10 protein-coding genes are annotated in these 15,931 nt (G+C 37.7%); 6 read left to right on the top strand and 4 right to left on the bottom strand.

The genetic code is table 11. From position 1 onward, the window contains the following. Window positions 1-173 precede the first annotated feature (173 nt). On the top strand, window positions 174-3,035 hold the full coding sequence (locus tag DQ356_RS09020) for a M16 family metallopeptidase (RefSeq protein ID WP_228420701.1): 2,862 nt from the start codon (window positions 174-176) through the stop codon (window positions 3,033-3,035). A gap of 38 nt (window positions 3,036-3,073) precedes the next feature. Here the strand turns inward: DQ356_RS09020 and DQ356_RS09015 are convergent, their stop codons facing one another. Then, a complete protein-coding gene (locus DQ356_RS09015; RefSeq protein WP_114304156.1) occupies window positions 3,074-5,218 on the bottom strand; it encodes a S46 family peptidase in 2,145 nt (714 codons plus the stop codon). 294 nt (window positions 5,219-5,512) lie between these two features. Between DQ356_RS09015 and DQ356_RS09010 the strand changes: the two genes are divergently transcribed. Further along, the gene (locus tag DQ356_RS09010; RefSeq protein ID WP_114304155.1) at window positions 5,513-5,929 is read left to right on the top strand and encodes a hypothetical protein; all 417 of its coding nucleotides are present in this window, start codon (window positions 5,513-5,515) and stop codon (window positions 5,927-5,929) included. 3 nt (window positions 5,930-5,932) lie between these two features. Beyond that, window positions 5,933-6,391 carry a hypothetical protein gene (locus DQ356_RS09005; protein ID WP_114304154.1) on the top strand — a complete coding sequence of 153 codons (459 nt, stop codon included), beginning with the start codon at window positions 5,933-5,935 and terminating at the stop codon, window positions 6,389-6,391. A 90-nt stretch (window positions 6,392-6,481) separates the two neighbouring features. Here DQ356_RS09005 and DQ356_RS09000 read toward each other — a convergent pair whose 3' ends face one another. Then, window positions 6,482-9,148, bottom strand: coding sequence for a DUF7619 domain-containing protein (locus DQ356_RS09000; protein ID WP_166413089.1), 2,667 nt, complete (start codon window positions 9,146-9,148; stop codon window positions 6,482-6,484). 45 nt (window positions 9,149-9,193) lie between these two features. Next, on the bottom strand, window positions 9,194-11,200 hold the full coding sequence (gene ligA / locus DQ356_RS08995; RefSeq protein WP_114304152.1) for an NAD-dependent DNA ligase LigA: 2,007 nt from the start codon (window positions 11,198-11,200) through the stop codon (window positions 9,194-9,196). 89 nt (window positions 11,201-11,289) lie between these two features. Here ligA and prmA point away from each other — a divergent pair, with 89 nt between their 5' ends. Continuing rightward, window positions 11,290-12,117 (top strand): 50S ribosomal protein L11 methyltransferase, encoded by an 828-nt coding sequence (prmA, locus tag DQ356_RS08990; RefSeq protein WP_114304273.1) that lies wholly within the window; start codon window positions 11,290-11,292, stop codon window positions 12,115-12,117. Window positions 12,118-12,148: 31 nt separating this feature from the next. Here the strand turns inward: prmA and DQ356_RS08985 are convergent, their stop codons facing one another. After that, the gene (locus DQ356_RS08985; RefSeq protein WP_114304151.1) at window positions 12,149-13,387 is read right to left on the bottom strand and encodes a glycosyltransferase; all 1,239 of its coding nucleotides are present in this window, start codon (window positions 13,385-13,387) and stop codon (window positions 12,149-12,151) included. A 285-nt stretch (window positions 13,388-13,672) separates the two neighbouring features. Between DQ356_RS08985 and DQ356_RS08975 the strand changes: the two genes are divergently transcribed. Together DQ356_RS08975 and DQ356_RS08970 are read left to right on the top strand one after the other, a co-directional pair. Further along, window positions 13,673-14,908, top strand: coding sequence for a tyrosine-type recombinase/integrase (locus DQ356_RS08975; protein ID WP_114304150.1), 1,236 nt, complete (start codon window positions 13,673-13,675; stop codon window positions 14,906-14,908). A gap of 57 nt (window positions 14,909-14,965) precedes the next feature. Beyond that, window positions 14,966-15,883: a hypothetical protein gene (locus DQ356_RS08970; RefSeq protein ID WP_114304149.1), complete on the top strand. Its 918-nt coding sequence runs from the start codon at window positions 14,966-14,968 to the stop codon at window positions 15,881-15,883. Window positions 15,884-15,931 lie beyond the last annotated feature (48 nt).

The raw sequence follows: 15,931 nt of genomic DNA, 5'->3' as shown, positions 1-15,931 counted from the left end.
AGAATGACTTAAATGTGGTTTATAAGTAATTATTATAACAAACATGGAATGAGAGGGGTTACGTTTATAAAATTATAAATTACTTAAATACTGAGTTTTTAAAAAATAAAACACACATTAAATTTATCTGCCATCAGAAGAAATTTGAAATTCACATAAAAAAATTAAACGCTTTGAAAAAACATATAACAGAACAACATCAGGATGCTAACGGTTACTCGTATGAAACCATTGCTCACGATGAGAATAATGTCCGCATCTATACACTGAATAACGGACTGAAAGTTTATCTCGCCCAGAACTTCGATGCACCCAGAATCCAGACCTATATTCCGGTAAGAACCGGGAGCAATAATGACCCAAAAGACAACACCGGTTTGGCGCATTATCTGGAGCACATGATGTTCAAAGGCACATCAAAAATCGGTACAATAAATTGGGAAAAAGAAAGCAAACTTTTAGACCATATCGCTGAACTTTTTGAGAAACACAAAGCTGAAAACGATCCTGAAAAAAAGAAAGAAATCTATAGAAAAATAGATGAATTTTCGCAGGAAGCTGCTAAATACGCCATCGCAAATGAGTACGATAAATGCATTTCATCGCTTGGTGCAAGCGGAACAAATGCTCATACCTGGTTCGATGAAACAGTTTATAAAAATAATATTCCGAAGAATGAACTGGAAAAATGGCTTAAAATTGAAAAAGAACGGTTTTCAGAAATGGTTTTGCGGCTCTTTCATACCGAACTGGAAAGCGTGTATGAGGAATTTAACAGGGCTCAGGATAATGATGCCCGTTTGGTGAATTATGCACTGATGGAACTTCTGTTTCCGACGCATCCCAACGGACAGCAAACCACGCTTGGAAAAGCGGAACATCTTAAAAATCCCTCAATGAAAGCGATTCACAAGTACTTTGAGGAGTATTATGTACCCAATAATTATGCGATAATTCTTGTCGGTGATCTCGATTTTGATGAAACCATCCGGTTAGTTGATGATTATTTTGGCTCTCTGAAATACAGAGCATTGCCTCCAAAAGTAAAAATCGTGGAAAATCCGATCACTTCCATCCAAAAACGTACGGTGAAAAGTCCGACCGTTCCCAGAATTCAGATTGCTTGGAGAACGGACAGTTACGGAACACAGGAGTCGCTTCTTGCGGACATTACGGCAAATATCTTAAGCAATTCCGGCGAAACAGGACTTCTCGATTTACATATCAATAATGCTCAGAAAGCGCTGTACGCCACGGCTTTTTCATTAGGTTTAAACGAATACGGTTATTTTTCAGCGGTCATTGTTCCAAAAGAAAATCAAACACTGGATGAAGCCAAAGAATTGTTGCTTGCAGAAATCGAAAATATCAAGAAAGGTGATTTTCCCGATTGGTTGTTAACTGCCATTATCAACGATTTTAAACTGCAGCGTATCAAAGGCCTGGAAACAGCCAACGGTTTGGCTACAAATTTATACCAGACCTACATCAGAAAACAGACTTGGGCAGAAGAACTTCAGGAAATGGAGCGTTATCAGCAGATTACAAAACACGATGTGGTGAAATTTGCCACGGAATTTTTTAAAGAAAATTATGTCGCTGTGTACAAGGAAAAAGGCGAGAATCAAGACTTGATCCGCGTTGACAATCCTGGAATTACACCTGTAAAAATAAACCGTGAAGATAAATCTGAATTTTTAAAGGAAATCTTGGCGGAGAAATCAGTAGACATTGAACCTGTTTTTATTGATTATCAGAAAGCAATAACGGTGTCAGAAATCAAGGGAAGAAAAGTCAGTTTTGTAAGGAATCAATACAACGAACTGGCTGAAACGCATTTTATATTCCCGTTAGGAAGTGATCATGACCGGGAACTTTCTCTTGCAACCCACTTGATGCAATATTTGGGAACAGACCGGTTTTCCACTGAAGAACTGAAGCAGGAATTCTATAAAATCGGAATCAGTCACGATTTTAAAACTTCGTCGTATCAGCTTATGATCACCCTTGTTGGTTTAGAAGAAAATATGTCAAAAGGCCTGGAGCTTCTCCATCATTGGATTACTCATGCGATTCCGGATCAACAGGTTTACTCGGAATATGTGCAGACGATTCTGGAAAGCCGTGAAGCCGCCAAAAAAGATAAGAATAAGATCATGCACGCTTTGCAGCAGTATGCGAAATTTGGGAAGGATTCGCGGTCAAGGGATGTTGTTTCGAAAGAGAGATTGGAAGAAATTCAATGCACTGAAATGACGGATAAAATGAAGGCGTTGTTCAGTTTTCCTTTTGAAATCTTCTTTTATGGAAAAGGTTTTGAGGAATTTAAAACCAACATAGAACCGTTTATTCAACCTGAATCTTCGCCAATACCGCCGAGAAAAGAATATCCTGAACCCGAAACGACGGACAAAGTGTATTTTGTAAACTATGATATGGTGCAAATGGAAATGGCAAAAGTAGGGAAGGGTGCCGCAGTGGATACAAAGGATTTCGGCAGGATCAATGTCTTCAACGAATATTTTGGAAGCGGACTTTCGTCGATCGTTTTTCAAGAAATCCGCGAAAGCAAGAGTCTGGCGTATTCTGCGTATGTCGCTTATCAGGCGAATAACGAACTTCAGCACCCGGATTATATTACGGCGTACATCGGAACGCAGCCTGATAAATTACAGACGGCTGTGGAAACCTTGCAGGAACTCATGAATGAACTTCCTCAGGTGGAAATCCAGTTCCGTAATGCGAAGAATACTGCACTGAAACAGCTGGCGTCCGCAAGAATTACCAGAACCAATGTTTTCTTTAACCATCTAAAGTTGAAAAGATTGGGAATAGATTATGATTTACGAAAAGATATGTACGATGAAATTCAGAATTTGTCTCTGGAAAAGCTGACGCAGTTTTACAATTCGAAAGTAAAACCACTCCGGTTTAATGTTGCTTTGCTTGGAAAACGTGAAAATCTGGATATGAAAGCGGTTCAGAAAATGGGAGATTTCGAGGAACTGAGTCTGGAAGAAGTGTTCGGGTTTTAAATAAAACAGCCTTCAGGTCATCTGAAGGCTGTAATGTTTTATTTAACAATTTTCATTTCGTTGATGAGCCATTTGGCATCGGCATATTTATCAATGATAAACAAAATGTATTTGGAATCTACCATGATATTTCTGCTGAAACGCGGATCGAAATTAATATCACTCATGGTTCCTTCCCACTGCCGGTCGAAGTTCAAACCGATTAAATTTCCGTTCGCATCCAGTGCCGGACTTCCCGAATTTCCGCCGGTCGTGTGATTGGTTGCAGTGAAGTTTACAGGAACTTCGCCGTTTTTATTGGCATACATTCCGTAATCTTTTTTGTTGTACAAATCGATGAGTTTCTGTGGAACATCAAATTCGTAATCTCCCGGAATATATTTTTCCATCACCCCGGATAGTGTAGTTTGATAACCGTAATACAACGCATCTTTCGGATTGGATCCTGCCACTTTTCCGTACGTTACGCGCAGGGTGGAATTGGCATCGGGGAAGAACGTTTTGTCTTTATCCGTCGACATTTGCTGTCCCATATAGGTTTTCTGAAGCTCGTCAATCTGTGTTTGATATGTGTTGTACTGATCATTGGTGTTCTTCATATATGCTTCGCGCAGAGAAGCGAATAACTTGATAAGCGGATCGTTTTTCAGATTCTGAACCAAAGCATTCCGGTCAGCAAATACTTTATTGATGTCATTGTACACAGTGGCTCCGTTCATTGTTCCTCTTCCGGAAATCACTGAGTTTTTAGACCAGTTTTCAATGGTAAATAAATTCTTGTTTTCATCGGAATATTCATTTTTAAAGCCTGGAGGAAGAAAATTTTCCGGTGTTTTTTTGGCGTATAATGCAAGAACTTTTGCTGTTACTTTCGCATCCAGTTCGCCATCGTAATCTTTATAAAAACCTGAAAGCCTGTCTCTGAAATTTTCGGCTGTTTGAGAATCCATTTTCCCGCTTTCTACTGCCGTCATGAAGCTGAGATAATTGCTTGCAAGAGTAAGCGTTTCTGCGTTTCTCACCACTTCACCATAGTAGGCTCGGTTCAGTGCGTATGGTGCCTGTGCGGTATAAAGCCTGTTGAATTCATCAATCGTGGTTTTCACTGCCGGATTTTGGGAAGCCAGTTTCTGTTCGTAAGCTTTCTTTTTAGAAACGGCATCGGATTTTTCAAGGCCTTCTATTTCGCCCTGCCATTTTTTCCAGGCGTTGGCAATTCTCGCAAATTTGGATGCATATTTTATTCTTGTGGCATTATCCTCGCGCATTTTTTGGTCGAGTTCCTTCAGTGTTACCTCCCTAACTGCAATCATTGCCGGATCTATTTCAGTCACTATTTTTTCTACGGCTATTGACGGAAGGTACTGTTGCGTTCTTCCTGGAAACCCGAATACAAAAGTGAAATCGCCTTCTTTTTTATCTTTAATGGAAATTGGAAGAAAGTGTTTTGGCTTGTAAGGAACATTATTCGGAGAAAATTCGGCAGGGCGGTTGTTCCTGTCCGCATACACTCGATATATCATGAAATCTCCTGTATGTCTGGGAAAAACCCAGTTGTCGGTGTCGGAACCGAATTTTCCGATAGCACTCGGCGGCGCGCCTACCATTCGGATATCTGTGAAAGTATCAATGATATAGGCGTAATATTTATGGCCGTAATACACAGGCCGAATCACTACTTTCTGTCCGGGTAAAGTGGTAAAAGATTTGGAAACGACTTCGATATTATTTTTGATGACATCTTCCGCTTGCTGCGGCGTAAGTCCGGCAGTATTTCCAAGAATTTGCGTGGTTACTTCTTTAATGTCAACAATAAAATCTACTGTTACTCCGGGATTGGGAAGTTCTTCGCTCATGTTTTTTGCCCAGAAACCATTGGTAAGCAAATCATTTTCCAACGTTGAATGTTTCTGAATATCATCGTAACCACAGTGATGGTTGGTGAGCAACAACCCTTTCGGGGAAATAATTTCTGCAGTACAGCCGCCGTCAAACTGGACAACGGCGTCTTTAATAGAGGGTTTGGTGGCATCGAAAATCTGCTTGGCAGAAATCTTCATACCCATTTCTTTCATTTCTTTTTCATTCAGTTCTGTCGGGATCCACATTCCGCCGTGTTGCTGGGAAAAAGCCATTACTGATGGCAGAAGCACCGTGGAAAGCAAGATATGTTTTATTTTCATTCGTAAAAAATTTGCCTAAAAATACGGAATTTATGTTAAACCGCTCTCCTACAAAATTTGAGCATCAAAGGAAAGAAAAATGGAGATATTTAATACAAAGAGATTTAAGTTTTTAATTCGTAACAAGATATCGAAAAGCTGCGTAGCTGAGAAATGTCAAAAATTAATTTGAAAAATGAAAGCCGCAAAATTTCGGTAAAATGCTGTCAAATTCACTTAATCTAAGAATTATATACGATTAGCGTGCAATTTTATAATGCTGTAGTAGGTACTCAAAATTAAATTTGTATGCAAATGGAGCTCACACATCAGGTTATTACTTTATTTCTTCTTGCACTGCCTGTCGCGTGCATTGCATGGACGGTAACACATGAGGAAATATTTCGTGAAATACGGGAGTTCTGTAAGAGAAAATCCGAAGAATGCAGCAAACTGTACCAGCGAAAATTCTTCTACCTTTTCACGTGCGAATATTGTTTTAGCCATTATGTGACCCTTTTTCTCTTGTTAGTAACCGGTTTTAAAATGGTGTATGACGATGGAAGAGGATATGTTATTTCATTTTTCGCATTGGTTTGGATAGCCAATATTTATATGACCGGTTTTGGAATATTGCGGCAAATGCTGAAAGTAGAAAAATTGGAAGGTAACCTGAAAGACAATGAATGGCACGAAGTAAAAGAAGAAATTAATTTAGATGATAAAAAATAAATTATGGAAAATAAAGAAAGACTACAGGAATATGTTTACGACGATTATAAAGTAGTGACGAATTTTGAAACTTATGAAGATGCGGTACGTTATGCTGCCGAAACCGGTGGTGAAATGGTAGAAATTGGTTTTGTAGACGGTTCGGATAATCCGTTGGCGGATGATACAGCTCAGCTGATGAACATTAAAAAACCCTTTAGAGTCGGACTGGATCCGGAGTACACAGTCTATTATTCTGAAGATGAAGGTTTTCAGGAAATGGCTCAGAATATCCTGGAGGAAATGAAAGAATTGGAAGATGATACATTGCCCGAAGACTGGATCGATGATCAGAATATCGCTACCGGCGACCGTATTATTATTGTAAAGGATGGCGAAATAAACACGGTGACGACCCGTGAAAGGATCAAATACCTGATGCGTGGAAATCTCTACGAAATCGCAGTGAAATTACCAAATTAACTCTATATAAGAGCGGCCTGCCTTTTTAAAAATTCCTGATTTTTCAAATAATTGATGGCCGCTCTGCTTTATTCATAACTGTCCCGGCAGTTATTTTTTTGTCATTTTTCTGGTGATGGTGCTGTTTTTCAAATAAATTCTAATGAAATAATTCCCGGATTTCAGATCGGATACATTCAGGGAATTATGCTGCACACCTTCCGAACGAAGCAGTCTCCCGGAAATATCCAGAACTTCAACTTTCACTACTTTTTCTTTGGTTTTAAAAGTCAAGACATCAATCACTGGATTTGGGTAAATCTGCAGTTCATCCGCTGTTTCTACCTCGCTTGTAGAAAGCGTAAGAATATTGGTAACGTACGTATTGGTAATAATAGGCGCGTTGTAATCAAAATAAATTCCTGCGGTATTGCTGAAACTGTCTCCGTTATTCAAAGTAGATTTCGTTTTAATTTTAAACGCGACATACCCGTCATTCGTTGCATCATCAAAAGGCAGTTGTATATTTTCAAAAATAAATTCTACCGTGTTCGGAGCTGTAATTCTGGTTACAAAACTGTGGCTTGCATTCAGTGCAATCAGGGTGTTGATGTCAAATTTGTTAGTATCGATCACATCTTTCACTACCACATTCTGAGCATTAGCCGTTCCTGTATTTTCAAAACGGATCAGATAATGAACATAATCCCCAACTTGGCTTTGTGAAATGGACGATCCCTGCAAACAGGTTTTATCGTTGGGATCGTAGGAGTTTTCAACGGTTTGGTTCAGTGTGAATGTATTGTCTGCCGGAGTTTCATCGGTGAGTCCTGTAACAAGCGAAGTGAAATGTAGCACATCACCACCGTTCAGCGGAGGAGTGGCAGTCGGAGTATTGAGAACAAAAGTTACCGTCATTTCCCTGCTTTCAAACGGATTCAAATTGCTGAAATTCCAGCTTAATAAACCTGTACTTTGCGAATCCGGAACTATGGTAGAAGTAGAAAAATTCATCACATTATCGTTGTAATTGAAGGTCACACTTCCGGACTGGACTCCGGTTCCTTTATTTTTATAAACGATTTTATATTGTGCATTAAAACCGGGGGCAGCAGGAGTTGCGGGAATGATCAAAACTTCCAGGTCGTTATGAGATCCATTCGCCGTAAGGCAGAAATTTTGAGTCAGCGGACTGGTTTGTGTCGGGAAATCAGCGATCAGAGAACTCGGTGTCACATTAAAATAAGTGGGATTTTCCAAAACAGGAGTAATAGTGTGAGTTCCCGCCTGCACAGGGATGGAATAATTACCGGATGCATTGGCGATTAAACTTCCTGTAAGTGCTCCATTGGTAATGTTGAATTTTTGAAAAGGTTGTGCGGGGTCGCTAATGTCGCAACCATTATTGTTTATATCATATTTTACATTTCCATGTATTGTGTAAAAAATTCCGCCCGGAGTGAAGGAACAGTATGAACTTACTTGGGTGTTATTTTGTCCGTTGGACAATAACAAATTTTTAACAACATCTACCTCAATATCATCAGCACAAATGAATTGCAGATTTGGATTGTCCGAGAAATTGACAAAGTTTTGAGGTGCAAAATTATCAATACCGTTTTTTATGAACAGTAATTCCAGAAAAGGATTATGAGTACACGTGAGATAATGCAAATTGTGATTTTGAAGAAAATCCAGATTCGTAAATAAATTATTATTGCAATATACACTTGCCAATAAAGGCATATCTGCAAAATTTAAATTTGAGAATTGATTATTATTGATCCGTAGGGAAATCAGGTTTGGAATTTGATTTGTTGAGAGATTAGTTAATTGATTATCGGTTACGTTCAGGAATAAAAGAGCGTTATTGTTTTGCAAATTTACTTGTGTCAATAAATTATTAGAAAGAGTTACGTTTTGCACCATAGTAAGATTACTTAGATCCAAAAAAGTAAGTAAATTATTTTCAAAATTAATGGTGGCAAGGGAAATACATCCAGAAATAGTAGCACTTTGCAGTTGATTGTTAGAGCAGACAAGGAAGGTAAGAAGCGGAGAATTGGCTACATTTATACTGGTTAGAGCATTGTTGGTGATGCTTACCGTTTTTAGTCCATTTGAACCTTGTAAATTAATATTGGATAAGAACAAATTCATTGCAATATCAATCTCTTCCAAAAAAATCATATTACTCAGATTAAGACTTGAAATCTTCGATGCATGTAATTTTATCTTTTTCAATAATGGACAGTTATTCACGTCAATATTTTCTATTGTCATAAGACTCCCAACAATCTCTATATCATTTACCATCGGGCCCTGAATGGAAATAGAATTTGCCAGAACAGACTGTAGTTTCACTGTTTTTAAAGCAATATTATTTTGGATATTCCATGAATTAACGAGTCCATGGTTTATCTGTAAATACTCCAGGCTTGGAAAATTACTGAGATTGGTAACGGCATTGGTGAGGTGTGGGCGATACAAAGCCAGGCTTTTCAGCATGGGAAATTCATTCAATCCCTCAAAACTGGTGATAGTGAGATTGTTGAGTTCAAGCATTAATGCATTTACTTGCTGTGCTTCGGATACCTGAATTTCGCCATCATTATTTGTATCAATCTTTATAGAATTGTTATTAATGTCTAAAGCACCTCCATTGGTAGGGCTGAAAGAAAGCAATAATGCCTTGAGATTCGCATCCGGAATATTCACAATTTGTGAAAACGAAAAATGAAATGCCAGAAATGTTAAGAAAATATAGAGTTTTTTCATACGGAAATTTTTCCTAAAGCTAAACATTTTTTCCTATTCACTGAATCACTCTTTCTTTATTAAATCCAGAAATTGCTGTTCATCAAGAATTTCTATCGTTCCGATGGTTTGGGCTTTCTTCAGTTTGCTTCCTGCTTTTTCGCCAACCACAAGATAATTCAGGTTTTTTGAAACCGCCGAAATATTTTTTCCGCCGTTTTTTTCCACCATCTCTTCTGCCTGTTCGCGGGTAAATAGTGACAATTTTCCGGTGAAAAGAAAGGTTTTACCTTCCAGAACGGAACTTAAAATTTCATGTTGCGATTCGCCTTTTTCCAGTTGTACGCCGTAGGATTTCAGCCTTTCAATCATTAGTACATTTTCCTGATTGCTGAAAAACTCAGTGATGGAGAACGCAATTTTTTCACCAATATCCTCTACCTGACACAACTCTTCGATGGTCGCATTTTTAAGTGCCTCAATCGAGGGGAAATTCTTCACCAGTTTTTTGGCCACCGTTTCTCCCACATGCTTGATTCCGATTCCGAACAAGACTTTTTCAAAAGGAATTTCTTTGGATTTTTCAATACCCGAAATAATATTCTGTACCGATTTTTCAGCCATTCGTTCCAAAGGAAGCAGTTGTTCTTTCGTTAAAACATAAAAATCTGCGGGATTTTCAACCAGTTTTTCCCGGTACAGTTGCGCGATGGTTTCTTGGCCCAGGCTTACAATGTTCAGCGCTTTTCGCGAGACATAATGAATCATTTTTCCCACAACCTGAGGCGGACAATGCATTTCATTCGGACAGAAATGGATGGCCTGATCTTCAATTTTCACAAGTTCGGTACCACATTCCGGGCAATTGCTGATATATTGAATTTCCTCACTGTCAGATGCTCTTTTTTCAAAATTTACGCCGACGATTTTAGGAATAATTTCACCTCCTTTTTCCACAAAAACAAAATCATTTTCATGCAGATCCAGTTTTTTGATGATGTCTTCATTGTGCAGCGATGCTCTTTTCACCACCGTTCCGGCTAATAAAACAGGTTTCAGATTGGCTACCGGAGTGATGGCGCCGGTTCTGCCTACCTGATACGAAACGCTTTGAAGTTCGGTTTCCACTTTTTCGGCCTTAAATTTATAAGCCATCGCCCAGCGTGGTGATTTTGCCGTGTAACCCAAGTTTCTTTGTTGTTGTAATGAGTTCACTTTCAGTACAATTCCGTCGATTTCAAAAGGCAACAGATGGCGTTGTTCGTCCCAGAAATTGATAAAAGTTTTTATTTCGTCCAGATTTTTGCACAATTGCGCCTGATCCGAGATTTTAAAACCCCACTCTTTGGCGTTTTGTAAAAGTTCCCAATGGGTTTCCACAGGTGAATTTTCAGCAACAAACTGATAGAGTACGGCCGAAAGCCCGCGTTTTCTGACTTCGCCGGAGTCCTGTGTTTTCAGGCTTCCGGATGCTGTATTTCGCGGATTCATAAACGGATCCAGGCCTTCTTCTTCTCGCGCAGCATTTATTTTGTCGAAGTTTTTTCTGGTCAGATAAATTTCTCCCCGCATATAAAATTTCGGAGGAAAATTACCTCTCAAAGTAAGCGGAATGTCGGAAATAGTTCTCACATTGGCCGTTATTTCATCTCCCTGAAAACCATCGCCGCGCGTTACCGCCTGAGACAATTTCCCCTTTTCATACAGAATCGAAATCGAAGCGCCGTCGTATTTCAGTTCCGCTACAAATTCCACAGGTTCATCAATGGTTTTGATGATGCGCTTTTCCCAGTCTTCCAGATCATCAAAATCGTAAGAATTGTCCAGAGAATACATTCTGAACGGATGCTGAACCGTCGGAAAATGCTTGGTAATTCCCCCGCCAACACGCAGGGTAGGGGAATTAGGATCATGAAATTCCGGATGTTTCAGTTCCAGTTCCTGAAGTTCTTTCAGTTTTAAATCAAATTCAAAATCTGAGATAACCGGCTCATCCAAAACATAATAACTGTAATTATGCTGATGCAGTTCTTCGCGGAGTTTTTCTATTTTCTGTTGAATATTTTCGGGCATAATGGTGCGCATGATTTGTACAAATTTAAAGTTTTGAAATGAAAAATAACAGTAAGCTTTGGAATCGTTATTTTTGCAAAAATTTTGTGATGCAATCGTACCTTGAATTTGATTTTAAAATAAATCCTCTCAACCCATGGAATGAAATTCTGATGGCGGAACTGATAGAGATTGGTTTTGACAGTTTTACCGAAGAAAATGAAGGTATTCTGGCTTATATTCAGAAAGATATTTTCAGTGAAGAACAGTTGGAAAACGTCGGAATCCTGCATCGTGAAGATATTCAGATATCATTTACTTATCACGAAATGCCGAATATCAACTGGAACGAGGAATGGGAAAAGAATTTTTCGCCGATCAATGTAGAAGATAAAGTGTTGATACGTGCGGAGTTTCATGATCCTGATCCCACGATGCATGAAATCGTCATCCAGCCTAAAATGTCCTTCGGAACAGGGCATCATCCCACAACGCATTTGATGATTCAGCAGATGCTGGAAATGGATTTTGAAGGAAAAAAAGTTCTGGATATGGGCTGCGGAACGTCTGTTCTGGCGATTTTTGCGAAACAAAAAGGTGCCGCTGAAGTTACCGCCATTGATATTGATGAATGGTCAGTAGAAAACTCTATCGAAAATGCGCAGCGAAACGGAGTGGAGTTAAAAATTTCAAAGGGAACTGCCGAAAACCTTGGAAACGAAATGTTCGATATTATTCTCGCCAATATCAACAGAAATATTCTGATTTCGGATATTCCTGCCTATGTTTCCGTGTTGAATAATGGCGGAAAATTATTGCTTTCCGGGCTTTGCTTTTTCGATGTTAATGACATTCTCGAAGTCTGCACTTCCCAGGGATTGATTCTGGAAAACAAGCAACAGCGCGAAGAATGGATCAGTTTGCTATTGAAAAAATAAATTCCGAGATACTTTTCCTGAATATTATCGCTTAATCTGTAGAATTTGTGCGATTTACTCTGTGGTTTTTTTCTTCAATCCATCGGCTCATGTATTTAGTGGATTGGAGTTGATGATGTTGCAGAATCTGACCTAAGAAATTTTTGTTTCTGTGTTCATCGATGTTTGCCGCTAATTCTTTTATTTTCGAAATAAATGAATATTCAAAATTTACTTTTGAAAACCGCTCTGTCAATATTCGGTAACCGTTTTCCTGAGCTTTTTTCCATGAACTTTCATCCTGATAAAGCTGAACCGATTTTTCAATAAAATCTTCTTCAGAATCTGCAATAAATCCGCTCCATTTCAGGTTTCCGTTCATTCCTTCAGCACCGATGGATGAGGTAACGGAAGGCAAACCAAATTGCATCGCGTCCAGCAATTTTCCTTTTATTCCGGCACCGAAAGGAATTGGAGCCAGCATTATACGGTATTTTTTCAGAGTTTCAGCAAGGTTTTCTGCACGTCCTTTAATGTGAAATCCTTCCTTTGGCTGATGAAGTTGAAATGCTTTGTTGGAAGGATAAGCACCATAAAGATGAATCTCTGCTTCCGGAATTTGTTTCCTGATCAGCGGCCATATTTTCTTTAGTTGTAATACCGTTTGCCAATTCGGTTCATGCAGAAAATTTCCGATGCTGATAAAGTTTTTTCTTTCCGAAAAAGTGTTGGAAGAGTAGTTCGGTTCAGCAAAAATAGGCAGATACTGAAGGATGGATTCATCAATTTTAAATTTTTCCTTGAGCAGATTCATTTCATATTCCGAAATAATCAGGGATAAATCACAACGCAGAATGGAAGCGATTTCCCTTTTGAAAACATCAGAAATCAGATCGCCTTTTTCTATTTTTCTGTTTTGTTTAAATGCTTTTTCGCGCGCTTTTCTCAAAAAGTGTAGGTCTTCTGTATCCAGAATCTTTATCGCACCCGTACACGTTTCGGAGATCCTCCACCCGAACTGTTCCTCTGTCATGAACCGGTCGAACAGGACGAAATCCGGCTGTAATTTCTTTATTAAATGATCAAAACTACTGTCATTCAATTGGATAATATGAGTTTCGATATTATTAGAAGAAAGATCAACACTGTGTTGAGAACTGTTGGCAGCCGAAAGAAAAGTAATACGGAACTCATACCGGATAAAAAAATCAATCAGTTGAATCATTCGTTTTCCGGCTGCCGTAGAATCAGGTTCCGGAAAGATCTGACCGATGATGACAAGATGCTTCATGGTGTCAAAAATAGGGAAAAAGAATGGTGAAATTTTAATGAAAAAAAGCCTTACATTTCTGTAAAGCTTTATCAAAAGGTTGTGAGCGCGCCAGGATTCGAACCTGGGACCGTCTGCTTAGAAGGCAGATTTTTAGCCTTATTTTTACTTATTGATTATTCCTGTATTTCTTTGTAAATATACTGTAAATAAATGAATTAATAGTTTTTTGTTATTTGTTTACTTTGTGTTATTTTGTATATTTGTATGCACATTTTATGCACATTGTAAAAAACCACAGTAAAAATGCAAAAGCAGTATTTCATTTCAATAGTATTAGATCGGAGAAGAATAAAGAAAGACGGAACTTTCCCTGTTAGGCTTAGGGTATTCATGCCTGAAACCAAAAAACAGAAATTGTACAATACAGTATTTAGTTTTACTGAAAAGGATTTCAAAAATATTTGGGAAAGTGGGAAAGTAAAGAGAGAATACAAGGAACTGAAAGCTGAACTACATTCATTGGAAAGGAAAGCTGAGGAAGTTGCAAAGGATCTGCCTACATTTACTTTTGAGGATTTTGAGCGCCTAATGTTTGGAAGTACCGGAACTAAAAGAAATGTTGCTTTTTTCTTTGATAAGATAATTGAGGAATTTACTAAAAAGGGCAGTATAAGTACAGCAAAGGGCTATAATGATGCATACAACTGTATTAGCCGCTATGCTAAAGGTAAGGATCTGAATTTTAAAGATATTACAGTTTCATTTTTAGAGGGCTTTGAAAAATTCTGTATTAATGATGAAAGTAAAAGCATTACTACTGTAAGTATGTACACCCGGAACCTTAGGGCTGTTTTTAACAGGGCAATAACAGAGAAAGTAATTTCAAATGAAGTTTACCCTTTTGGTAAGAATAAATATAAAATCAAGACCTCAGCAAAGGTCAAGAAAGCCCTAACAGCAGAGGAGGTTAAAATATTATTTCAAGGTTCACCTAAAACACCTGAGCAACAGCAGGCCAAAGCCTTTTGGTTTTTCTCTTATTTGTGCAATGGAATGAATGTAAAAGATATTATAGAATTACGCTGCAAAGATGTTGATGATGAAAAGATAACTTTTGTGCGGTCAAAGACTGAAAAAACAACCTCAGATGTAAAAGCTATTGAAGTTTATCTAAATGACTATTCCCGAAAAGTAATTGATGAGTACGGTAATAAATGCCAAAGCCCAAAAGATTACGTTTTTCCTGTACTTTCAAAAGGAATGAGCAGTGAGGTGCAGCGCCAAAAGAAATTGAATTTTATAAGTTTCATAAATGACCACTTTGATAAATACGCAAAAGGCTTAGGTTTTAAAGATAGAATAACTACCTACTGGGCAAGGCACACATTCAGCACCGTTGCAATAAACAAGGGAATGAGTATTGAGTTTGTAGGTGAAGCATTGGGCCATACTGATATAAAAACTACCATGAATTATTTTAAGGGTTTTGAAAAGGACAGCAAAAAGAAAATTACAGATCTGCTGTTAGATTTTCAGTAAAAAATAAGTTTATTTTAGACATACATTTTCTACATTACATACATAAAAGACTAAAACATGATTTCTGAGAATATAAAAAATATATTTAGGTTTATTGATTTCTTACACTCGAATATTCCACATTTTAACAAGCAAAAGCCTTTGCTGGATGAAATAGCAGATTTAAGGCAGCAGTATTATTCTCTAAACCCGAAAATTTATTTTAACCATAAATTTGAAAGAGATGAATTGAAGGTAAAAGAAGATATGCTTGTAGATCGTTTCCGTACGGAATGTAAAGATGCTATTAAAGACAAAATACAAGAGTTTGGTATTACAGATCTAAGCAATTTTGGAAACAACCATTTTTATAATATCGGAGAATTGATGATTTTGGTGACCACAGCTGCTTATGATAGAGAAGATGTTGAAGAAATTATAAAAGCTAAAGAGAACTATATTTCAATTATAGCAAACTTGGAAATAGGTTTAAAGCACTTTCTTCCCTACGACTTACTAAATGATTTTAACGATGAATTGTATGATTGTTTTCTTCCTTTCTTTAATTCAGAGGATAGGTTGAAACTTGAAAAGTATCGTGCTGAAAATTTAAGTAATATTGAAAGTTTGACACCAGTTGCTAATGTTATTACAATAAAATATGAATTGAGTGAATGCGCAAGGCTTATTACGCAAAAGTTTAATGATATGCATAGTAAGGGTTGGGCTTATGCTTTTTTAAGTGAAAAAGATTTCAGTTCTTATGTTCAGCTTTTAACCAATTTTTTTGAATACAGGCCACAAATAATTTCTGCTACTGAAATAAAGCTAAAGAGGAATACGAAAACAAGGGTTGCAACTATTTTAAGAGATATTCATAAAGATCTAAGCGAAAAAGAATTAATAAATGATAAGCCTTTTTTCAAGTTGGTTAAGATTCTAAATCATTTTAAACATGATTCTGAAAAGGATCTATACAAAGCCCTAACAAGATAACGCAAATAATACAACAAACCCGAAAACCCACCTTTTAACCCGTAAATA

It is taken from the genome of Chryseobacterium lacus (assembly GCF_003336205.1).
Taxonomy (GTDB): Bacteria; Bacteroidota; Bacteroidia; order Flavobacteriales; family Weeksellaceae; genus Chryseobacterium_A; species Chryseobacterium_A lacus.
This window is presented reverse-complemented; position numbering and strand designations above follow the sequence as displayed.

Bases quoted from the DNA above. Each gene is read 5' to 3' on its own strand.
- DQ356_RS09015 (WP_114304156.1), bottom strand. From the start codon at position 5,218: ATGAAAATAAAACATATCTTGCTTTCCACGGTGCTTCTGCCATCAGTA.
- DQ356_RS09010 (WP_114304155.1), top strand. From the start codon at position 5,513: ATGGAGCTCACACATCAGGTTATTACTTTATTTCTTCTTGCACTGCCT.
- DQ356_RS09005 (WP_114304154.1), top strand. From the start codon at position 5,933: ATGGAAAATAAAGAAAGACTACAGGAATATGTTTACGACGATTATAAA.
- DQ356_RS09000 (WP_166413089.1), bottom strand. From the start codon at position 9,148: ATGAAAAAACTCTATATTTTCTTAACATTTCTGGCATTTCATTTTTCG.
- ligA (WP_114304152.1), bottom strand. From the start codon at position 11,200: ATGCCCGAAAATATTCAACAGAAAATAGAAAAACTCCGCGAAGAACTG.
- prmA (WP_114304273.1), top strand. From the start codon at position 11,290: ATGCAATCGTACCTTGAATTTGATTTTAAAATAAATCCTCTCAACCCA.
- DQ356_RS08985 (WP_114304151.1), bottom strand. From the start codon at position 13,387: ATGAAGCATCTTGTCATCATCGGTCAGATCTTTCCGGAACCTGATTCT.
- DQ356_RS08975 (WP_114304150.1), top strand. From the start codon at position 13,673: ATGCAAAAGCAGTATTTCATTTCAATAGTATTAGATCGGAGAAGAATA.
- DQ356_RS08970 (WP_114304149.1), top strand. From the start codon at position 14,966: ATGATTTCTGAGAATATAAAAAATATATTTAGGTTTATTGATTTCTTA.